Source organism: Marinobacter sp. NP-4(2019) (assembly GCF_003994855.1).
GTDB lineage: Bacteria > Pseudomonadota > Gammaproteobacteria > Pseudomonadales > Oleiphilaceae > Marinobacter.
This window is the reverse complement of the sequence record NZ_CP034142.1, coordinates 2,726,868-2,747,354: the sequence shown is the minus strand read 5'-3', so window position 1 is coordinate 2,747,354 and position 20,487 is coordinate 2,726,868. Positions and strand designations below refer to the sequence as shown.

General features: G+C 53.4%; 25 protein-coding genes and 1 pseudogene. 21 read left to right on the top strand and 5 right to left on the bottom strand.

Annotated features, from left to right (window positions below; translation table 11 throughout):
- Positions 1–107: 107 nt before the first annotated feature.
- Complete coding sequence (gene lamB, locus EHN06_RS12510) at positions 108–1,469, bottom strand: maltoporin LamB (protein WP_127332894.1); 1,362 nt, start codon at positions 1,467–1,469, stop codon at positions 108–110.
- Positions 1,470–1,741: 272 nt separating this feature from the next.
- The gene (locus tag EHN06_RS12505; protein WP_127332893.1) at positions 1,742–2,614 is read right to left on the bottom strand and encodes a MurR/RpiR family transcriptional regulator; all 873 of its coding nucleotides are present in this window, start codon (positions 2,612–2,614) and stop codon (positions 1,742–1,744) included.
- Between the two features lie 185 nt (positions 2,615–2,799).
- Between EHN06_RS12505 and zwf the strand changes: the two genes are divergently transcribed.
- The 4 genes from zwf to EHN06_RS12485 all read left to right on the top strand — a co-directional run bounded on the left by zwf (position 2,800) and on the right by EHN06_RS12485 (position 6,211).
- Positions 2,800–4,275 carry a glucose-6-phosphate dehydrogenase gene (zwf, locus tag EHN06_RS12500; protein ID WP_127332892.1) on the top strand — a complete coding sequence of 492 codons (1,476 nt, stop codon included), beginning with the start codon at positions 2,800–2,802 and terminating at the stop codon, positions 4,273–4,275.
- Entirely contained in the window at positions 4,262–4,981 is a 720-nt protein-coding gene (gene pgl, locus EHN06_RS12495; protein ID WP_127332891.1) for a 6-phosphogluconolactonase, read from the top strand. The genes zwf and pgl overlap by 14 nt, the downstream gene beginning before the upstream one ends.
- Before the next feature lie 33 nt (positions 4,982–5,014).
- Positions 5,015–5,662, top strand: a complete 648-nt coding sequence (locus EHN06_RS12490; protein ID WP_127332890.1) for a bifunctional 4-hydroxy-2-oxoglutarate aldolase/2-dehydro-3-deoxy-phosphogluconate aldolase — start codon at positions 5,015–5,017, stop codon at positions 5,660–5,662.
- Positions 5,663–5,833: 171 nt separating this feature from the next.
- Complete coding sequence (locus EHN06_RS12485; RefSeq protein ID WP_127332889.1) at positions 5,834–6,211, top strand: nuclear transport factor 2 family protein; 378 nt, start codon at positions 5,834–5,836, stop codon at positions 6,209–6,211.
- Positions 6,212–6,231: 20 nt separating this feature from the next.
- On the opposite strand, the gene EHN06_RS12480 is transcribed toward EHN06_RS12485, so the two are convergent.
- Both EHN06_RS12480 and EHN06_RS12475 read right to left on the bottom strand, forming a co-directional pair.
- The gene (locus EHN06_RS12480; protein WP_127332888.1) at positions 6,232–7,419 is read right to left on the bottom strand and encodes a fatty acid desaturase family protein; all 1,188 of its coding nucleotides are present in this window, start codon (positions 7,417–7,419) and stop codon (positions 6,232–6,234) included.
- A gap of 11 nt (positions 7,420–7,430) precedes the next feature.
- Positions 7,431–8,555, bottom strand: a complete 1,125-nt coding sequence (locus tag EHN06_RS12475; protein WP_127332887.1) for a ferredoxin reductase — start codon at positions 8,553–8,555, stop codon at positions 7,431–7,433.
- A gap of 492 nt (positions 8,556–9,047) precedes the next feature.
- Here EHN06_RS12475 and EHN06_RS12470 point away from each other — a divergent pair, with 492 nt between their 5' ends.
- The 10 genes and pseudogenes from EHN06_RS12470 to EHN06_RS12425 all read left to right on the top strand — a co-directional run bounded on the left by EHN06_RS12470 (position 9,048) and on the right by EHN06_RS12425 (position 14,566).
- Entirely contained in the window at positions 9,048–9,386 is a 339-nt protein-coding gene (locus EHN06_RS12470; RefSeq protein ID WP_127332886.1) for a DUF2750 domain-containing protein, read from the top strand.
- 88 nt (positions 9,387–9,474) lie between these two features.
- On the top strand, positions 9,475–10,164 hold the full coding sequence (locus tag EHN06_RS12465) for a hypothetical protein (RefSeq protein ID WP_127332885.1): 690 nt from the start codon (positions 9,475–9,477) through the stop codon (positions 10,162–10,164).
- Positions 10,165–10,270: 106 nt separating this feature from the next.
- Positions 10,271–10,474: pseudogene (locus EHN06_RS12460) on the top strand (transposase); the annotation flags it as partial.
- Positions 10,475–10,515: 41 nt separating this feature from the next.
- Positions 10,516–11,451 carry an IS3 family transposase gene (locus tag EHN06_RS12455; RefSeq protein ID WP_127332883.1) on the top strand — a complete coding sequence of 312 codons (936 nt, stop codon included), beginning with the start codon at positions 10,516–10,518 and terminating at the stop codon, positions 11,449–11,451.
- 211 nt (positions 11,452–11,662) lie between these two features.
- On the top strand, positions 11,663–11,806 hold the full coding sequence (locus EHN06_RS21780; protein ID WP_416332525.1) for a YHYH domain-containing protein: 144 nt from the start codon (positions 11,663–11,665) through the stop codon (positions 11,804–11,806).
- A 145-nt stretch (positions 11,807–11,951) separates the two neighbouring features.
- Positions 11,952–12,227 carry a hypothetical protein gene (locus EHN06_RS12445; protein ID WP_127332881.1) on the top strand — a complete coding sequence of 92 codons (276 nt, stop codon included), beginning with the start codon at positions 11,952–11,954 and terminating at the stop codon, positions 12,225–12,227.
- A 74-nt stretch (positions 12,228–12,301) separates the two neighbouring features.
- The gene (locus tag EHN06_RS12440) at positions 12,302–12,784 is read left to right on the top strand and encodes a DUF3592 domain-containing protein (protein ID WP_127332880.1); all 483 of its coding nucleotides are present in this window, start codon (positions 12,302–12,304) and stop codon (positions 12,782–12,784) included.
- Positions 12,785–13,232: 448 nt separating this feature from the next.
- The gene (locus EHN06_RS12435) at positions 13,233–13,637 is read left to right on the top strand and encodes a hypothetical protein (RefSeq protein ID WP_127332879.1); all 405 of its coding nucleotides are present in this window, start codon (positions 13,233–13,235) and stop codon (positions 13,635–13,637) included.
- A gap of 31 nt (positions 13,638–13,668) precedes the next feature.
- The gene (locus EHN06_RS12430; protein WP_127332878.1) at positions 13,669–14,082 is read left to right on the top strand and encodes a GNAT family N-acetyltransferase; all 414 of its coding nucleotides are present in this window, start codon (positions 13,669–13,671) and stop codon (positions 14,080–14,082) included.
- A 112-nt stretch (positions 14,083–14,194) separates the two neighbouring features.
- Complete coding sequence (locus tag EHN06_RS12425) at positions 14,195–14,566, top strand: hypothetical protein (protein WP_127332877.1); 372 nt, start codon at positions 14,195–14,197, stop codon at positions 14,564–14,566.
- A 35-nt stretch (positions 14,567–14,601) separates the two neighbouring features.
- Here EHN06_RS12425 and EHN06_RS12420 read toward each other — a convergent pair whose 3' ends face one another.
- Positions 14,602–15,555, bottom strand: a complete 954-nt coding sequence (locus EHN06_RS12420; protein ID WP_206075658.1) for an IS110 family transposase — start codon at positions 15,553–15,555, stop codon at positions 14,602–14,604.
- A gap of 294 nt (positions 15,556–15,849) precedes the next feature.
- Here EHN06_RS12420 and EHN06_RS12415 point away from each other — a divergent pair, with 294 nt between their 5' ends.
- The 7 genes from EHN06_RS12415 (at position 15,850) to EHN06_RS21625 (ending at position 20,467) form a co-directional block, all read left to right on the top strand.
- Positions 15,850–16,170 carry a hypothetical protein gene (locus EHN06_RS12415; protein WP_127332875.1) on the top strand — a complete coding sequence of 107 codons (321 nt, stop codon included), beginning with the start codon at positions 15,850–15,852 and terminating at the stop codon, positions 16,168–16,170.
- 132 nt (positions 16,171–16,302) lie between these two features.
- Positions 16,303–16,854 carry a hypothetical protein gene (locus EHN06_RS12410; protein WP_127332874.1) on the top strand — a complete coding sequence of 184 codons (552 nt, stop codon included), beginning with the start codon at positions 16,303–16,305 and terminating at the stop codon, positions 16,852–16,854.
- 76 nt (positions 16,855–16,930) lie between these two features.
- Positions 16,931–17,314, top strand: a complete 384-nt coding sequence (locus EHN06_RS12405; protein ID WP_127332873.1) for a hypothetical protein — start codon at positions 16,931–16,933, stop codon at positions 17,312–17,314.
- A gap of 110 nt (positions 17,315–17,424) precedes the next feature.
- Positions 17,425–17,838 carry a GNAT family N-acetyltransferase gene (locus EHN06_RS12400; protein WP_127332872.1) on the top strand — a complete coding sequence of 138 codons (414 nt, stop codon included), beginning with the start codon at positions 17,425–17,427 and terminating at the stop codon, positions 17,836–17,838.
- Positions 17,839–18,937: 1,099 nt separating this feature from the next.
- A complete protein-coding gene (locus EHN06_RS12395) occupies positions 18,938–19,327 on the top strand; it encodes a VOC family protein (RefSeq protein WP_127332871.1) in 390 nt (129 codons plus the stop codon).
- 213 nt (positions 19,328–19,540) lie between these two features.
- Positions 19,541–20,059 (top strand): SagB family peptide dehydrogenase, encoded by a 519-nt coding sequence (locus EHN06_RS12390; protein ID WP_265936895.1) that lies wholly within the window; start codon positions 19,541–19,543, stop codon positions 20,057–20,059.
- A 285-nt stretch (positions 20,060–20,344) separates the two neighbouring features.
- Positions 20,345–20,467, top strand: a complete 123-nt coding sequence (locus tag EHN06_RS21625; RefSeq protein ID WP_265936894.1) for a hypothetical protein — start codon at positions 20,345–20,347, stop codon at positions 20,465–20,467.
- Positions 20,468–20,487: the final 20 nt, after the last annotated feature.

The window sequence follows — 20,487 nt, the reverse complement described above, 5'->3', positions numbered from 1 at the left end:
GTCGGGTGGGGGAAGTAGAAGTCTTCAAACGGGAGGAGGGAACAACAAAAAAGGGCCGGCAATAGCCGGCCCAAGAGGTCCAACAAGAGAGTGTGGTGTTTAGAGCCTTACCACCAGGCTTCAACCTGGGCGCCGACACGGATATTGCCGTCGTCGTCAATGTCCTCGGCACGGTCACCGAAGAACGAGCCGGCGTAAACCCGAATGGTCGGGCGTGCCCAGAAGCTGGGGCCGGCAGACCATTCCTGAGCGACAATGACTTTTTGAAGGTCCTTGTCGTTATCTTCGGACCAGACAGAACCGTCGTAGAAGCCGGAGTCGTACCCCACCTCAAGCGTTGTCTTCATGAAATTGGTCCAGTTGTACTGGGGGCGGAGAACAACGCTCATCAGGTGTGGGCTATCCTCGGCAGTGTTGCCTGCGGTTTTGCCCTGTTGATAAATGGCGGAGTAGCCCAGCTCAATCTTGTCGGAAAGCTTGATGACGCCCCAGTCAAGGACTCGCCAGCTTTCTTCGATCGTACCATCCCACCAGGTGCTGTTCAGGGATTCGCCGCCACCGTGGGCAACATAGGCCTGATGCCCCATGGAGCCTTCGGCGTACTGCACGACGAACTTGTTGAAGCCGCCCATCATGCCCTGTGAGTATTCGGCGGTAAGGAAATAGCCATCCCGATCGATTTCCTTGGCCAGGTTCTCCTGGGCCTCGTCCTGTGCGTCGGTGAGGTCGGCGTAACCGTAGATGCCAATCAGCTCCAGGTTGCCGGGCCCGACCGGAAAGGCATAGCGCAGATCGAGCTTGTTGTTCTGGACATAGAGGCCGTCGTCGCTGCCGCCACTATGGCGAGACGGTGTATCGAAATTCGTAAAGGCGACGGATGCCTTGCCCGCACCAATATCGATTCCTTCCAGGCCGGCGCCATAGCCGGAGTTGTTGACATAATACAGGTCCAGAATGTGGACATCTTTGCGTTGATAAAAGCGTTTGCCGGCCCAGAGTGTGGCTTCAGGGGCCCAGCCGATAACGCCTTTGGCGGAGCCGTAAGCCTGACGTAGGGCAATGTCTCCGCCCGCCCAGGGTTCACTGGACGCAAGGGTGGTTTGCTCATTTTCAAAATCAACGCCGATGACTTCATTGGGACCGCTCAGTGACTGGTAGTCGTTGCCCTGATTGGTTGCCTGATAGGCCAGCATTGTGTCAAACCGGAAAACCCGGCCGTCCTGATTGAACAGCTCGTCGCCGAGGCTGAGTTCACCGTAGGTGTCGCACTCGTCTCCCAGGCGACCGACGGTGTGAGCATTAGCACCGCTTCCGTAGCAGAGCTGTTCACCGCCGTCGGAAGTGGTGCTGACGCCAGCACGGGCATAGCCGTGGAAATCTATTGCTAAAGCCGGAGTGGCCATTACGGCAGCGGTGATCGCTGCGGTAAGAGGAAGCTTGTTTGCAAGGAAGCGCTTTTTGTTCTGCATGATCTGAGTCCTGTGCTTTTTGTCGTTTTAAATGCCAGGGAAGCGGAATTTCCGGTTAATGCTACTGAGCTGCCGTGCCCGGATCTGACTTCCGGTTCCCTCGATTGCAGCTTCTGCCAATCGGACATTGGGAAACCGGGTTTCATACTCCGGTAACACACCGGTGGATACATCCTCCGTGCCGGAGAAAAAGGGGGGTGAGTTTTCAGGGGGAGGAGGGGCGTAGAAGGAGGAGCCCCTCAATCAATCGCTCTGCTACCTTATTATCAGGGTTATTCGGATGGGAATCGTGTTGGTTTCAGGCTTTCCTTGATTTTTTTCAGGTGGCCAAGAAAGTCCGCACCACGCTTGAGTGTGACGCCGGTGGCCAGGATGTCGATCACGGTCAGGTGAATGATTCTGGAGGACATTGGCATGTAGACCTCGGTGTCTTCCGGCGCGGTGACCTCCAGCACGACGGTACAGGCATCGCCGAGAGGGGAGTCCGGATTGGTGATGCCGATGACCGTTGCACCGTTGGCCCTGGCGATCCGCGCAATGTCCACGGTTTCCCGGGTACGGCCGGTATAGGAAATCATCACGATCACGTCGCCGGTGGTCGAACCGGCGGCCACCATGCGTTGCATGAGTGCATCGTCGTAAGACATGACCGGAATATTGAAGCGGAAAAACTTGTGTTGCGCGTCCAGGGCGACCGGTGCTGACCCACCCATGCCGAAGAAGTTGATCTGCTTGGCCTGAATCAGGTAGTCAATGGCGGTTGCCAGGGCTTTTGGATCCAGTGCCTGGCGCGCTTTGTCGAGGCTGGCGATGGTACTGAGCACGATCTTGTCGGCGAACTCGGCAACGGTGTCGTCCGGTTCGACATTCTGCCCAATGTACGGGGTGCCGGTTGCGATGCTCTGGGCCAGCCGAATCTTGAAGTCCGGAAAGCCGGTTGCGGAAAATCCGCGGCAGAACCGGTTAACCGTGGGTTCACTGACATCGGCTGCGCGGGCAAGTGCGGCTATGCTGTAGCGGGTTGCGGCGCTGGGGTCGCGGAGGATGGCTTCGGCCACCTTGCGTTCGGACTTGTTCAGACTGTCCAGCCGGGCCTGGATATCTTCAATCAGGTTGTCGTCTCGGTTCGCCTGGTTCGCAGCCATTGAAGGGTACTCCCTGAATCATCGGCGTTCGTTGTGAGAATTTTGGGCTGATTATACCGTGTTTTCAGTGATTTTGCGGTAGTAAAAATATCAAAATATGGATTTTTTTCTTGGAATAGTCGGATTTCGATGTCATTATTTGTTTAAAATTACTACATTGTGGTTTGTTATGAGAGAAGGAACCAATGGCCGATAACAATAGTACCCGTTGTGACCTGATGATGTTTGGCGCGCTGGGCGACCTGGCGCAGCGTAAGCTTTTTCCCGCACTGTATCAGCTGGAGCGCTCGGGTCTGTTGGATCCGGGAAGCCGGATTCTGGCGATCGCCCGCAACAAGGTCGATACCGAGGGTGCCCGCAAGCTGCTTCAGGAAAAGCTCAGGGAACACGTAAAACCCCATGAATTTGATGAAACGCTGGTGGCATCCTTCCTGCAACGGGTGGATTACCTGTACCTGGATTTTACCGATCCGGAGGGTTATGGCGCACTGAATGAATGGCGTGGGACACCGGAAGGCAACCTCATTGTGTATATGGCGACGCCACCGTCGATGTACGGTGTCATCGCACGCAACCTGAGAAGTGCCAACTGTTGCACGGATCAGACCCGCGTGGTGGTCGAAAAGCCGATCGGTCACGACCTGGCCTCATCCAAGGTGATCAACGATGAGCTAGGGGAGGTTTACCGGGAAGATCAGCTGTTCCGCATTGACCATTATCTGGGTAAGGAAACGGTCCAGAACCTGATCGCACTGAGGTTCGCCAACAACCTGTTCGCTTCCCAGTGGGATCAGAACCATATTTCCCATGTTGAAATCACCGTGGCCGAGAGCGTTGGCATTGAAGGTCGCTGGGGTTACTTCGACAAGGCCGGGCAAATCCGGGACATGATCCAGAACCACCTGCTGCAGCTGCTCTGCCTGATTGCCATGGACCCGCCCTCGGATCTGTCCGCGGACAGTATCCGTGATGAAAAGGTCAAGGTGCTCAAGGCGTTGAGGGAGATTACGCCTGAGCGCATGGACAGTCACGTGGTGCGTGGCCAGTACACCGCCGGTACCAGCAATGGCAAGCCGGTGCCCGGTTACCTCGAGGAGGAGGGCGCCAACAAGGGCAGCTCCACGGAAACGTTTGTGGCGCTCAAGGCCGAGATTGAAAACTGGCGCTGGTCCGGTGTGCCTTTTTACATCCGCACTGGCAAGCGCCTGCCGGAAAAGCTCTCGCAGATCATCATCCACTTCAAGCCGGCGCCTCATTACATCTTCGACCCGGATCAGAAGCACCTGGCCAACAACAAACTGATCATTCGCCTCCAGCCGGATGAAGGCATGTCCCTGAAAATCCTCACCAAGGATCAGGGTCTCGACAAGGGAATGAGGCTGCGCCAGGGCCCGCTGGAGTTGACCTTCTCCGAAACCTTCCACACCGACCGCATTCCGGATGCCTACGAGCGTCTTTTATGGGAGGTGATGAAGGGAAACCAGTACCTGTTTGTACGTCGCGATGAGGTCGAACACGCCTGGCGTTGGGTGGACCAGGTCATCCGCAACTGGAATGACAGCGGTGAGCCACCCAAGCGCTACGCCGCAGGAACCTGGGGGCCGGTTGCCTCCATCGCCATGATCACCCGGGACGGAAGGAGCTGGTATGAAGACGCCTGATATTCAGTTCCCTCGAGGTATCGAGCCCCGCTTCGGCGATACGCCGGATCAGGTTGCCCTTGAGTTGGCGCAAGCCGTGTCGGACTTTCTCAGAAAGCGCCTGGCGGAAGCCGAGCGGGTCAGCCTGGTGGTGTCCGGCGGATCGACGCCCATGCCGTTTTTCACGGCCTTGTCCCACAAGGACCTGGATTGGCATCGGGTGGATGTTTTGCTGGCGGATGAGCGTTGGGTGGAGGAAACCGATCCAGCCAGTAACACCCGTCTGGTAAAGGAAACCCTGCTGCAGCACAAGGCCGCCGCTGCCCGCTTCCTGTCCCTGAAGCAGGCGGGTGCAACGCCGGCAGACGGCCTGGATGCCGTCAAGGCCGAACTCGCCGGGTTGTCACTGCCGCTGGATGTGGTGATTCTTGGTATGGGCAACGATGGTCATACCGCCTCCCTGTTCCCGGATGCAGAAGAATTACCCCATGCAATGGACCCGGAATGCGGGGATATCGTTGCCGCCATGGCGCCACCCTCCCAACCACAGAAACGGATCACTCTGACCTGGCCGGTCCTGCGTGACGCCCGCTTTATCGCCCTGCACCTCAAGGGCATGGATAAGCTGGACACCCTGAAGAAGGCGCTGGAGACCCCGGATGACGTCATGGCCATGCCCATTCGTGCCTTCCTGAAGCCCGGTCTGCAAGTATTCTGGAGCCCCTGAGCCCGCCCCGAATGTCAATATGGAGTAAAAATCATGAGCCAATTATCCGATTTCCATCGTGAGCGTGTCAGGGCCGTGCTGGCCTCCTCACCACTGATTCCGGTGATCGCCATCAACGATCCTGATGACGCCGTGCCCCTGTGCCAGGCATTGGTTGACGGTGGTATCAACGTACTGGAAATTACCCTGCGTACCGAGCACGGTGTCAAAGCTATTGAGCGGGTCCGCGAAGCCATACCTGACGCCTGGGTTGGCGCCGGAACCGTTACCGGAATCGACCAATACCGACAGGTAGAGGCGGCCGGTGCCCAGTTTGTGATTACACCGGGCGTTACCGAAGCTATCCTGGAATTCGGCCTGACTTCCGAAGTCCCGCTGTTGCCGGGAATCTCCACCATCTCCGAGCTGATGATGGGCTATAACCTGGGCTATCGGGAATTCAAATTCTTCCCGGCCGAAGTCGCCGGTGGCATTCCGGCCCTGAAAGCCTTCAGCGGACCATTCCCGGATGTCACCTTTTGCCCGACGGGTGGTATCCGTCGCGACACCGCCAGGGATTACCTGGCCTTGGGTAACGTCCAGGCGGTCGGCGGTAGCTGGCTGACACCGGCGGACGCCATTGCTTCAAAGGATTGGGCAAAAATTACCGAGATTGCCCGCGGGAGTCTGGAGGCTCTTTGAGAGTCAGGGCCGTCCATAGCCTTCTAGGTTAAGCAGTTGAGTTACCTGCGAACACATGTTTCGTTGCCCGTTTTTTTGGTATACATGGAGACACGGTGCGCAAATTTTGATGGCATCTACGCGCACACAGGCATTCCAATCGTCCCCATGTTAGAAGTGGAGTCTCTATCCATGCAGCCAAAAGACATCGTGGCTCAATTCATTGCTGATATCCGTGCCCAGCGCCTGGATGAGGCAAAGGCCCTGTTGGTGACTGAGGGATTTGAGTATGTGGGGCCGAATATGCGATTCCTCAGTCCGGACGATATGCTCGGCTACCAGTTCGGCATGTTTGCCATTCAGAAAGACCTGGTCCTCCGTCAGCTCAGTGCCGACGGGGAGCACGTGTTCGCGATTCTGGATTACCAGACCCACTTTGAACCGATCGGGGATGTGCGGCTGGCCGTCTGGTTTCGTGTCCGGAACGATAAAATCCAGACGGTTGAAGCCTTCTACAATGCCGCAGTGGTTGAAAACATGCTGGGAGGCAACCTGCCTTCAGCCGACTGAGAGCGGACCGGGAGCCCGCCTCAGGCGCGGGCGACTTCCGGTTGTGGTTTGCCTCCCGGAAATGCCAGGCGTAAGTTTTTCAGCCAGGTAGTGCCGAATTGGCGCCACAGGGATGCCCGGTTGTACGGCAGACCATAACGGGCAGCCACCGCCCGCACCCTTTGGGAGGCTTCCGGGTATCGATTGCTGCACATGTCAGGGAACAGATGATGTTCAATCTGGTGGCTCAGGTTACCGGACAGCACATGGAACAGGCTGCCGCCGGTAATATTGGCGGAACCGAGGAGTTGGCGAAGGTACCATTGTCCGCGGGATTCCCCCTCCACCTGATCGGGGGTGAAGTTATACACGCCTTCGGGAAAATGACCGCAAAAAATGATCATGAAGGCCCAAATGTTGCGCATGATGTTGGCGATGAAATTGGCGCCCGCCACCAACCCGAATACCAGCAAAGGTGATTCCGGCACAAAGAAGGAAATGGGCACCGCCACCAACGCCGCCAGTCCCGGCCACATAAGGTAGTCCTTACGAACCTGTCCCCAGATCTTGCGACCGATACGTTTTGCCAGCGGTTTGAACTCCGACGCTTTCTTCCGGCCTTCGACCACATCGATCAGAGCCTGTTCATGCAGCGCCACGCCTTCCTCAAAGAACAGCATCAGCAGAAGGAAATAAACGGGTTGGGGCAGATATTTAGGATGCCATTCCTGCAAAGGCGTTACCCGCATAATGCCGTACCCGACATCGAGATCCTTTTCCAGCACATTGGTCCAGGTGTGATGCACCACGTTGTGGGAATGCATCCAGCGGTCCGACGGGCTCATGGTGTCCCATTCCCAGGTGTTGGACTGGATATCGGGGTCCTTCATCCAGTCCCACTGCGCATGCAGGACATTATGGGCAATTTCCATATTCTCCAGGATCTTGGCGATACCAAGCATGAAGGTGCCCAGCCCCATGATCAGTAACGTTGCGGTCCAGCCGGCCAGTGCATGAGACCAGGCCGGCAGGAAGAACAGGCCCGCATACATAAACAAACGGCCAATCAGGGCCATGCTTCTCTGAGTCCGGATCAGCCCCAGAATGTATTGGCGATCGCTCTCTCCCCGGCTCTTCATGATGTCGTCGTAAATCGACTCCATTTCACGGCCGAATTCGTCGATCTGCTCATCGGTGAGATCCACCGGCAGCGGTTTCTTTGTAGCCATCGTCCGTACTCCTAAAGATCCAGTTCGCAGTCGCCAGCGGCGGCACACACACAGGTCTGCACAATGGCACCGGATTCATTCAACACTTCTCCGGTGCGCAAATCTCGCACACAACCTGAAAGCAACCTGGTATTACAGGTATGGCAGATACCCATACGACAGCCATGGGGCGGATTCATGCCGGCATCTTCGGCGACCCGCAGCAGGTTGGTTTCGCTGTCGGCGTCTACATCCAGGTTGCTCTGGGCAAAGCGGACTTTACCGCCCACCGCATCGTTCGGTATCTCGGCAAAATCCGCCCGAAAACGTTCGACGTGAAGTCGGCGGCTGAGCCCTGCCTTCTCATACACGTCTTCCAGCGCGGCGAGTAACCCGGGGGGACCACAGGCGTAGCAATCCCGCTCTTTCCAGTCGGGGCAGAGCGTTTCCAACTGCTCCTCACTGAAATAGCCTTGCGTCTGCTTCTGTTCACCAAGTTCCTGCGTGTGCACTTCGTGGAGGCGGTACTGCTTCTTATCCACCGCGAGCTGGCGCAGCTCCTTGCTGAAGATCACATCGAATTCGTGAGGTGCGTAATGGATGTGCACTGTATCCGGTAAACGCTCCTGGGCAACCAGGCTCCGTATCATGCTCATGGCCGGTGTAATACCACTGCCGGCCGTAATAAACAGGGGCTGGATCGGAGAAGCATCGGGCAGATAAAAATCGCCCTGGGGCAGGCCAATGGGTAAATAGTCGCCCACTTTGATATTGCGGACAATGTGCCGGGATACACGCCCGCCCTCGATAATCTTCACCGTGATGGTAAAGCAGTCATCATTACGCTCCGGCGGGGAGGAGATCGTGTAGGTGCGGGTATAGTGCCGGCCCTCGATGGGAATGCCGATGCGAACATGCTGCCCCGGCCGGTTCAATCGCCAGTTCACTCCTGGGCGCAGGGTAATGGTGCGGGCATCCTTGGTCTCGTCCCATACGTCCACGACCTGCGCCTGCATCTGGTGGGTACTCCAGAGCGGGTTGACCAGCTCCACGTAATGAGAGGTGCGCAAAGGAAAGGCGAACATGTCCAGAACGCCGGAGAGTTTCTGTCGCCAGTTGGTTTCTGGGTCTGGATTCTGCTGGGCTGGAGCTGCCATAACTACGTTACTCTGAAAGCGTGCATTGAAGCCGAAGCCGGGTTCCACATGATTTACTTCAAGCTAGTACACGGGTTCAGGGCCCACCACCTCTGGAGCGCCCACCAACGCCAGATGGCCTGATTAGCTATTAGCCGATATTACAGGTGGCGTCCTGGGGCGGATGTTTTCGGCGGTTGGTTGGAGGGGAGGGCGCTGAAAACTGGAAAAATGATCGTTGCGATCATGAACTGGGTGAATTTTTCCAGATCTAGTAATTTTTTAATTAAATCAGTGGCCTGAAAAATTTGCCGTGAGAGGGGATAGTAGTCTTTGTGATCATTTTTGTTTGGGGCGGCGACCAAGAAAATACTCGGAACTTATTGACCTGACGGGATTTTCTGCCTAGTTTTGGGTAATCATTGAATTGAGATATGAGTCGCTGGAAAAATGATCATGAAGACTCATATACAAATGTTACGTTTCGTCGTCGACAATGCATCGAGTATTTGAATGAATGTAGAAATCATCGGTGATCGCGAATTTATCACCTCCGTTCAGGAGCAAGACGGTGTTTGGGTGCTAATGGCAGGCCAATCACTTTATGCCCTACAAGCGGAGGGTGGCAGGGCTCTTCCTGTTTGGTCGTCAGCAGAAAAAGCAGAAGTGTTCGCCGAGAAGTTGAGTCAAAAAGGGCTGTCCCCAGTGTTCGTGCCGATGAGCAATTTCCTGGGTGCCGCCTGGTTGGGTTCGTCGAGCCTACAAATCGTCGATGTTTTGGCTTCGCCCCGCTACGGCCAAGAGTCCCTCACCTACACAGCAGAGGAACTCCGTGCCAGACTCAAAACGTAACAATACGCAGCAGTACGCGGCCTGTGGCCGCCGGACGTCCCTGACGGGCCGCCGCTGTGCTCCGCGTTAAATCTTCTGAGGAGTTCCGATGTCCTATGATGCTAAGACGAGAACCATAACCGTCAACCAAGACTCGGACTTTATTGTAGATTCTGGTTATTACTTTGTGGATACATTACGAAAGTTGGCGTTTACATCGAATGCCCCACCACAAATAAAATCGGATTGGCAGGTTATCGCAGCCTGGCTCGACAACGAAGGTCAAGAAGGGCTTTCTGATTATGATGGAGAACTAATTGGCACCGCGTGGAAGGCTTATTTGGGTGCCGGAATAGCTCCGTCCCGAGAGCTCCAGCCCTTATTCGATTCTGTGCATGAGCAATACAAGCGAGATGGCGTTGAATACGATTCCGCCAAACCACCCGTTGAGGTGAAGCGCGTTTTTGATCGACTACTGGCGACTGAAGCTGAAATTCGAGCCAATAGTAAAAATGATAGGAATGCTGAGAAGGATAGATCGGAACCGCCGCTAAAGAGCTTGCAGTCAGAGGGCAAAAAATCATGGTGGCGAAGGCAGAGCAGAAATTTCCGACGCTGGGCGTTCGTTTCAGTTGCTTGGCCAATTGCAGTATTCTTTTTCGTGGCAATATTTGATCCATTTAATAACGGAAGTTGGCGGTACATGGACGATGAAGAGTATATCCAAATGTTTACCGTAATGGCTGTGCCTTTCCTCACTGGTATCGTCAGTCATCTATACACCAAGTGGGTAAAGTAGTCTGGAGGTTTCGGAGGCGCCGGATTTAACAAATCAATCAAGTTCGTTCTGCACTTCCCCCACTTCAATAGACACGCATCGATAACTCCGCAAAGGGAGAAAACCGATGCCTGCGATCAAGACTGGCAAGAAAACCGAAAAGTACACCACCGAGTTCAAAGTCAAAGCTGTTGAGTGGAGTCACCAGGCTCACCGGAGTGTGAAGAGCGTTGCTGAAGCACTGGATATTCATCCCATGATGCTGTCACGCTGGCGTAAGGAGCACCGTGAGGGGAAATTCGCCATGAAACGGGTTAAGCGAGCGCCGGCTGAAGCCAAAAAGAAGATCAGTGAACAGGACGAGATTAACCGATTGAAGCGACAAATAGCCGAGCTTCAAGAGGAGAACGACGTCCTAAAAAAGTTTCAACGTTTTCAGGCCGAGGAACGACAGAAGCGTTCCGGTTCGCCTGGAAACACCGGCGAGAACACGGAGTAAAGGCCTTGTGCCGTCACCTGAATATCTCTCGCTCCGGCTACTACGCCTGGGTAAATCGCAAGCCCGGGAAGCGGGCCTCCGAGAATGCAGAACTGCTGCTTAAAATCCGGCGGATATTCAATGAGAGCGAAGGTCGCTACGGCAGCCCGAAAGTGTATCGCGCCCTCAAACGGCAAGGTCTCCGTGTGGGTGAGAATCGCGTTGCCCGCCTGATGCAGGTCTGGGGCATGAAGGCCCGAACTCACAGAATCTATCGCAGGCTACTTACCCGACGAGCGGTCCTAAAGGCCTGGCCGAACCATCGCCTGACCCTGGACAAACCAGTAGCGGTGAATCGGCAATGGAGCAGCGACGTTACGTACATCAAGATGGGCCGGAAGAACGTATTTCTTGCGGTGATTCTGGACCTTTACTCCCGCCGCATTGTCGGGTGGAAACTGGAAGCCAACCTGAATAGTGACTTGTCTCGTGGGGCTCTCAGGCAGGCTATGGCTGATCGTTCCCCGTCGCCAGGGCTTCTGCTGCATACCGATCGCGGAACCGAGTTCAGAGCCCTGAAAATGCGTGACATGCTGGCCCGCCATCAGGTGCGTCACAGTATGAGCCGTCCTGGATACTGCACGGACAACGCCGAGGTGGAATCATTCTTCAAAAGCCTGAAGGGAGAATTGCTCCATGCCACCAGCTACATTACGCTCCGCCAATTGAGACACCATATAAAACACTATATTGAACGCTTTTATAACACCGAACGGCTCCACAGTAGCCTTGGTTACCGGACTCCGTTAGAGTTCGAGGGAGCTAACTAATGGGGCGTGTCTATTTTTTTGGGGGAATACCATTCCGGCCGTTGGCCTCCACCGGACGCCCTGTACAGGGCGCCGCTTATCTTCGCGTTAAGCTTTCATGGCTCATAAATTTGGCCTTTTGCGTAGCGCTATACGCCATACCTGCTAGGCTTGTTCTGGGGCCTGCCATATCGTGTTGGTGGTCTGAGTTTTACGGAAGATTTAACACCAAATGGAGTACACAGTAATGACGGCACGTATCTTGGCATTGTTCTTTGTGGTCCTCTTTTCTGTAGGCGCGGCCGCTCACTCGGGTGGTACGGATGCGAATGGATGCCATACAAACCACAAAACCGGCGGTTACCACTGCCATTAAACAAGCATCCACGTAGGGCACGCCTCTGTGCCCTATGCTTCGAGTCAGCATAACCAATCGCTTAAGTACGTTACCGGCCTACGGCCGTCCACCGGACGTCCTTTAGCTTCGCGTGAAATTCTAAAAATAGGAAGGAAACAAATTTATGGCAGCAAGTTATGATCCAGCAGTAATCCAAGAGTTCGCTGACAGGCTGTACGCCAAGGCAAGCGGCATAATCCGATCCTATACGATTCTGGGAGTAATACTCCTTGGTTTCGCAGGGCTTGCGACAGGTGAGCCCATTTTGGGCGCAGTTGGCGCTGTTATTGGGGGCGTAGTTGGCTATTCCATGGGGAAAGAGAAAGCCTTCGCTCACAAGCTTCAGGCTCAGACCGCACTCTGCCAAGTGCAGATAGAAAAAAATTCGAAGTCAGCGTAGGCAACGAATTTAACAAGTGCGGTCAAGGGACGCTCCTAGCGTCGCGCCCCTGCCGCTGGCGTTAGTCTTACTTTATGAAATGGTTTCTGTATAAGAGTTTTTTAGCAGTTCTGTTACTAGTGCTTGGCTTTCTCTGCTTATTGCTTGCGTTTCATAGTTATACGAAAGTGAGAGACCTTAATGCGTGGGAGTTAATGACCGCAAAAATAGTTTCGACCCAAGTCAGAAAGGTAAGTGGTTCGAAAGGGGTTGCTTACTGTCCAGATGTGAAAGTTGGCTTTATGTTTGCGGGAGAAGCATATGAGTCAAAGCTTCAAATTTCCCAATTACCTTGCAGCCCTATCAAACCGATGGCGTCGAACACGGCGCGTAGCTTTAGTGTTGGCAGAGCTGTTGATGTTTATGTAAACCCGGAAGATCCAAGTGGCGTGAGGATTGAAAGCTACTCTTTGGGATGGGGATTCTATGTGACTTTGGTTACTGGTTGTTTTGCGCTCCTTTTTATGGCGTATCTTCCGTTCATAAAGCTAACCAAGGCAAGCAAGGGACGCGACTGACGTCGCGGCCCTGTCGCGAAACGTTAGGCAATAAAAGGACTCTCAGGAGCATTTGTGGTTGGCAGAAGTTCGACAAGAAAACGTTTCCTTCTGACAGCTGCCTGCCTGGTTGGTGCAGTCGCATTCTCGGTCGAATTTTTCGGTCTGTCAGGGCTCATGACTGCAGATTCATGCATGGGGAGCCAGGTAAGAAACGAAGGGCTTCTCTGTGCGATAAGGTCGCTGTTCGTGACTTCCTTCGGGCCTTATGGTGAGAAGGCCTTGTCCGCAGTGGGGAGTATTTTTCTGCTTTACTGTGCTTGGCACGTATTCAACATGGACGAGAAAGATCAGTAATGCCTAACCAACCGCTTAAGATTGTTCCCGGCCTTGCGGCCGTCCACCGGACGCCACTGACGTGGCGTCGCTTAACTTCGCATTAGGCAAGAACTAAACCTTAGGAATCTGAATGGAAAATCGTGTTCCACTGCCGACGGATAATATCTACAAGTTCTATGCCCTGTTCGGTCTTCTGCTGATTATTTTCTCAGTCGGTGCAATACTTTACGTGAATCAGTCAACCAACGACTTGGCTTTCGAGGTGGCCGTCGAATATGAAACGTTGAAAGCTGACCCGATGCGTTCTGTGGCGGATGAGGCCCGATTTACGGTACTAGAAAAAAAGCTCGAAATTGCGGGGTTAAACAAGAAGACTTTCATGTTTTGTCTTTCGGTGATCATCGCAGCCGGGAGCTTCATGGTCTGGTATGGATTTAAGAAATGGCACACCGAAGTTCAGCCCGTGCAAGACGAAATAGCAAGGTTGAGTCTCCTGAAGCTAAGACGAGAAGTCGGGGAAGACGGTGATGCCTAAACAAATCTTATAAAATAGGGAGTAGCCATCGATGGAATGGCGCAAGGACGATTACCTAATCACTGACGACAGATCCAAGGTGCAACTGGATGTCGTCCACCGCTTGCTTGCCGCAACCTATTGGGGTGGCCGCCGCCCTAGAGAAATCGTAGATCGCATGGTTTCAGGCTCCATCTGTTTCAGCCTTTACCATGGTTCTACACAGATCGGTTTTGGGCGGGCAGTCACCGATAGTGCTACTTTTACCTGGGTGGCGGATATTGTGGTTGAACCCGAATTTCGCGGTAGCGGTCTCGGTAAGTGGATCATGGAGTGTTTGCTAGTGCACCCGGCCATAAAGGGAACCCAGATGGTGTTGCAAACCCGAGATGCACAAGGGCTCTACGAGCAGTTTGGGTTCTCTAGAAACGGTGCTCTCATGAGCACCAAAGTCACTGATTTATAACAAGGCGCATCAATACGCGGCCGGTGGCCGCCGGACGCCCTTTTCATTGCGGCTGCGCTTCCATTACGAGGGCGCCGTTGTGCGCTGGCGTTATGTTTCTGAGAGGAAGACGATGTTTAAAGCCATTTTCTTTTTAGGATTTCTCGCGTTCGGCTTTGCCCTCAATGTGCATGCAGATGACAGCGCTAGAATTGATCGACTGGAGAAGCAAGTCCAAGAACTGAAGTTTCGGTTATCGAACCTAGAATCCCAGTTCAATGATCAAGATGAAGGCCAGGAATTCGTCGCGAATGGGGATGGCTGGAAATCAATCGCAAACTGGAGAAAGCTGACAACAGCGATGGGCTACGACGATGTTGAAAGGATACTCGGTACGCCTGAGCGAGTGGATGGAGGTAACGTGGCGCATTGGTATTATCCAAACCGCGCAAAAGTTGTCTTTATGCGTGGGAAAGTCGAGTCATGGTCGGAGCCAAGACAGTAATACATAACAAGTGACTGTGGTGTCAATTCCATAAATTAAGCCATTTCTGCCCGCCATACTTCCTGGTTTTTGATCATGGTATTGAGCACCACAATCATTTTTCTCATGCAGGCAATCAGGGCTACTTTTGGGGTCTTCCCTTGGGCCTTTAGGCGCTCGTAAAAGCGTTTAAAAACCGGATTGCATTGGATGGATGAGAGCATGGCCATGAACATGACGGTGCGAACCCTATGGCGACCTCCTCTTATTCTCCGCTTGCCATTGAGCTTGCCGCTGTCGCGGTTGATAGGTGCCACACCGACGAGTGCAGCGATCTCCTTACGGTTCAGCGAACCGAGCTCTGGAAGTTCGCTCAGGAAGGTGTAGGCAAGGACCTTTCCAACCCCAGGTACGCTGGTCATGATCTCCATTTTGGTCCGCCAATGATCGACTTTGGCGACCTCCTGCTCGATCTGTCGGGTGACTGCTTCGATCTGATTCTGAAGCATTTTGAGCAAGCTTTTGATCGACCGATGGAGGGATTTCGGCAGGATCTGGAGACGGTTTTTCTCCATGGTGGACATTTCCAGAAGCTGAGTGCGCCTGATCAGTAAGTCTCTAATCTTTTGGGAAGTTTTATCTGGAATTGGCTTGAACTCAGGCTTCAGTGTGGCGGCATATTGGGCAATGACCTTTGCATCTATCCGGTCGGTTTTGGCGAGTACCCCTATGGCCTGAGCGTAGCGCCGAACGCTGATGGGATTGACGATAATGATTGGCAAACCTGCTTGATGGCACGCTTGAACCAGGACGTGTTCATGCCGGCCTGAGGCTTCGACAACGATACGTTCGATCTCGTAGTTTTTGAGAATTCGGACGAAGCGTCGGATGTGTGCTTCGGTGTTTGGAATGGTGTAGAACTGCCCAGAGGGATGAAGGGCGATGTCCAGATTGGCTTTACCGACGTCGACACCGACATTGACTGGGGTTTGGATTTCCGTGTTGTTCATAATAAGCTGACTCTGCCTTGCTATACGGGCTCGAGGCCCCGATGACTGTTCGAGTTATCGCTTGAGAGTCATGCAGCGCTACACACTTGTTATCGGTCTCTCGAAAGAGGAGCCGGCCATGCATCGAGCTGCTGCATGAAGGCCCCCAGCGGCCACTGGGGGTGGGCCTCAATTTACCCAAACACGGCAGAAATTATCCATACAAGGCCAGGCACGGTGACGCCTACTACATTGCGGCTTCGCCTCCATTCTGTAGCCGCGCATGCTGGCTGGCGTTAGGCACAAGGGGTGCCCATGAAAGAGAGTGATTGGAAGAAGTTCAAGGTCATAAAGGAAAGAGCCATCGAGCGTTTTTGCACCCAGGCTCTTGATGAGTTTGGAGAGGTCATTTCCAACACCGACGAGCACGTTCACAATCGCTATCTGCAGCTCTACAAGCTTGTTCAAAACCGCGACAAGGAAATGTCGTTAATATTTGATGATCACAGCCGGTCCAATGCACCGATGCAGCTCACGGCAATTCGAGCAAAGGGCCTCGCTGATGAATCCTTGCTCGGAGAATTATCAGATGAATTTCGGGAGCAAACGGACCCCAAGCGGTTTGGTTGGGAGTAAAGTGCCTAACCAAGTGTTCCAGTTTGTTCCGGGCCGGACGGCCCTCCACCGGACAGCCTTGTCGCCGCTTCGCTCTGCCAAGGCTGCCGCTGAACAACGGCGTTATGCATTTATTTTGAAGAGGAGGTTGATTTGGACCCAGCAGTACAAGGCGCAATCATTGGTGCTTCAGCGGCTTTGTTTGGGGTTTTTGTCAGTGGCGTAGTGCAATGGTTTCTTGGCAAAGCTGAGGAAGGCCGAAGAAGAGATGAAGCGGCAGAATTGTTGATTTTTTATTGTCGACGGTTGCGCAAGGTTTTCGAAAACTTCACCGATGAAAATGAACTTCAAAAATGCCTTTCTATCGGTGTGTCCGTAAATAGTGATGACCTTGCTGATCTGGAGTTCGTACTTAATGAAATCTCGGTCAAACTTCCTCACACTAATTTGCTCCTTTTCGACCTGCGGCGCGTGTTGAAAAATATCAAAACCTATTCCAACAAATGGTGGGACGTACAAGAAAAGTTAAAAAAAGATGAGGGTAATGAGAAGGATCTAACGATTCTCGAGAGCTGGATAAAAACTGATGCCGCCCGAGGAAGCAAGGATGCGCATAGAGCAATTCAAGAAGCGTTTAAGAGTTTGAGCAAAGGTCGCCAAAAGGGCATTACCGACACAATTGGTAAAGACAGAAACTATGCATAACCAATAGCGTCAGTCGGACCGATTAGTTCCGCTGCGCTCCACAAACCGGCCGCTGCGCATGGCGTTAAGGGAATATATGGCAGTCGTGAATTTCAAAGCCGTTGGAGCAGGCGCGAGCGCATTCTTGATCTTTTATGCGGCCTTCACATTTTCTGTTGGCTTTGAGTATCAGGATGAACTCGGGAATATTGGCTTTTGGTTGCTTCCTATTTTCATTGCTCCTGGTTTCGTCGCAGGCGCCATAGCAAAACGCCACGGAGTCATTAACGGCGCAACGGTTGGGGTTCTGATAGGCCTCATCGCACTGGTCGTTTTTCTCTATCCATTCCAAGGTGAAACGTCAGGTGCAATTGGGGCAGCAACAGTATTCGGAGCCTCCGTTGTAGTTTTTTCGAGCCTTGGCGGGCTGTTGTGGCATGTGTACGCCGCACTCATTCGTGTTTTGCGGGGGAGCCCTTAACCAATTGTTGTAGTACGTTCCGGGCCTCCGGCCCTACACCGGACGCCCATTTCGCTGCGCTACATGGGCGCCGCTAAACCAAGGCGTTATAAATCAGGGAGTAGCCATCGATGGAATGGCGCAAGGACGATTACCTAATCACTGACGACAGATCCAAGGTGCAACTGGATGTCGTCCACCGCTTGCTTGCCGCAACCTATTGGGGTGGCCGTCGCCCTAGAGAAATCGTAGATCGCATGGTTTCAGGCTCCATCTGTTTCAGCCTTTACCATGGTTCTACACAGATCGGTTTTGGGCGGGCGGTCATCGATAGTGCTACTTTTACCTGGGTGGCGGATATTGTGGTTGAACCCGAATTTCGCGGTAGCGGTCTCGGTAAGTGGATCATGGAGTGTTTGCTAGTGCACCCGGCCATAAAGGGAACCCAGATGGTGTTGCAAACCCGCGATGCACAAGGGCTCTACGAGCAGTTTGGGTTCTCTGGAAACAGTGCTCTTATGAGCACCAAAGTCACTGATTTATAACAAGGCGCATCAATACGCGGCCTGTGGCCGCCGGACGCCCTTTTCATTGCGGCTGCGCCTCCATTTCAAGTGCGCCGTTGTGCGCTGGCGTTAGCCATTAAAGAGAGGTCCAGGATGACCCGATTAAAATATTGCTGGCTTTTCTTGATTGCAGTACCCGTCTTGAGTGCGTCGGCGGATACCGCCACCTGCATAGTCGAAATAGAGGACGTGACTGCTGCGGTGAAGTCCAATGCTGCGGCAAAGCGGACTGTTCAGTTTGTATTTGAACTCACGCCAAAGTCCGATGTGCAGCGGGAATACTTTCAACTTTCAGAGGGCTCCTACTCGTGCACGCTAGCGTTTTTTGATCTTGATTCCGGCACATCACTGTCGTGCGAAAGAACAGATGATCAGGGTCATACATACTTCCAGTCAGACCAGAGTGGAATCAGAGAGCATGCTGCTAGGAATAATCTAGTTTTCCGAGAGGGCAACTCACACTTTGTATTGAACGCTAGCTGCGAGTGATGGCTAACGAGGCCATTAAGTCTGTTCTGCACTTCGGCCTCCACCGGACGCCCTTGTCAGGGCGCCGTTTATTGCTGGCGATAGGCAATCATCACAATGAAATGGATAGTTCTTTCTTTGCTGGTTATTCCTGCCTTTGTACTAGCAGACCCCGAGGTGGAATTTCACCTGTGTTCTTCCTATGTGCAGGAGTCAGCCGTAGGCGAACAAACAGACCGTGGCTGGCCGGTTTTCATCAAGTTAACGGAACTTGGCGCCACGAGCTTTGAGAGATTTACGGAAACAAACGGCAGTGAAATGAGCCGCATTGTTGTCGGTGGTCGCGAGTTCATGAGGACGACAATATGGGCGCCAACACTTGGTGGAAACTTACGGGGAATATACAGATCCCGGGAGGTTGCTACGGCATGGCAGCGAACTTTGGCGGGCAAATTACCGGCTGCTCCGTGCGGTGCGAGGAACTGAGAAATTATCCATACAATGCCAGTCACGGCGACGTCTACTACATTGCGGCTTCGCTTCCATTTCGTAGCCGCGCGTGCTGAGCGGCGTTGGGCGTCAAGAGCTGGCCAAACCAACCGAGTGAACTATGACTGAAGGCATCGCCGTTACGAGGCTGCTTCCGAACATCTGCACTGACAAGATGGAAGAGACCCGCGACTTCTATGAGGAGTTGCTGGGTTTTGTTGTTGGCTTCGAGCACAAGGGCTGGTACATCCAGATGGCATCGTCCGAAAAGCCGGAACTGCAAATCGGTATCATGCGCCTCGACCATGAGTTCACACCACGCCCTTTTCAGCACCCAGCACAGGGCGTCATCATATCCGTGCAGGTCGAAGATATTGAGGCTACATACGCTGCAGTGAAGGCCCGTGGTTTCGAGGTGGCGCTCGACATCTGCGATGAGGAATTCGGGATGAGGCGGTTTATGGTCGCGGACCCGAACGGACTACTTGTCAACATGTTCTCGTTTCCATGAGCGCGCGCCCAACAAGTGCATTAAATTCGTTCCGGCCCGACGGGCCTCCACCGGACGCCCCTGACGAGTCATCGTTTATGCAAAGCGTTATGCATAGGGAGTGAATGCATGGTCTTTGAGCTACCTGCGCCGGAATCGCAAGACTCTGAGCCATTGGTTGGTTGTATTGAGGCTCGACGCAGCGTTAGGGAGTACACAAAGACACCGCTACCCATGGGTGTTTTGTCCCAATTGCTTTGGTCGGCCCAAGGAGTGACAGGCCCAGACCAAAAAAGAGCAACTCCATCGGCGGGTGGATTATATCCGTTGCACCTACAAATTGTGGTGCAGCGTGTATCAGGGCTTGAGCCCGGCACTTATGAGTATATGGCTGATAGCCATTCGCTGAAGCTTATCGGTGATCGTATTCCGGAGGACACCATGCAAGAGGTAGGTATTGGTAATCAGCCTTGGTTGAAGGATGCGGCTATCGTCATCGGAGTTACCGCGAAACTCGGATATGCGGTTCGGCACTTTCAACGTCAGCCACCCGAGGGAGAGCGCGGTGCTCGCTATGTATATATGGAAACTGGAGCTTTAGCACAAAATGTTCATCTTCAGAGTACGGCTCTCGGAGTTGGTTGTGTCCTGGTGGCCGGATTTGATGATGAAAGGGTTAAGGAAACATTGAGATTACCTTCAAACATGGAACCAACTGCACTGCTGTGTATCGGGCAAAGGCGGGATGTTTAACAGTGCATAACAATACGCGTCACGCAAATGTCCTTTACGCCGCTTCGCTCTGTAAAGGCCACCGGTGCGCTCTGCGTTATGAGTATTGGAGGAGTTGTGACGGAGAAACAGGAAAGAAAGGTGCTTGAAGAGCTCCTTAAAAAGGTTGATAGCAATAAACCTGCTGTCATTACGCGGTCTTGGTTCAACTGGACGCTATGGATTGCGTGCGTTCTTATTCTTCTTCTTTCCTTTCGGTGGTATGAATCAGCAAGCCATCCAGCGATTCTGTAAGGAGGTGGAGTCTTGGTTGGGATTCTGGTAGTTGGTATCGCCGTCATGCAGACCAGCGAGAAAAACTGGCTCGTCATCAAAAAATATATCGATACGTCGGCGATCGACAAAAAACTGGATGATTCAGCCACATAACCAGCGGCATCACGGCGACC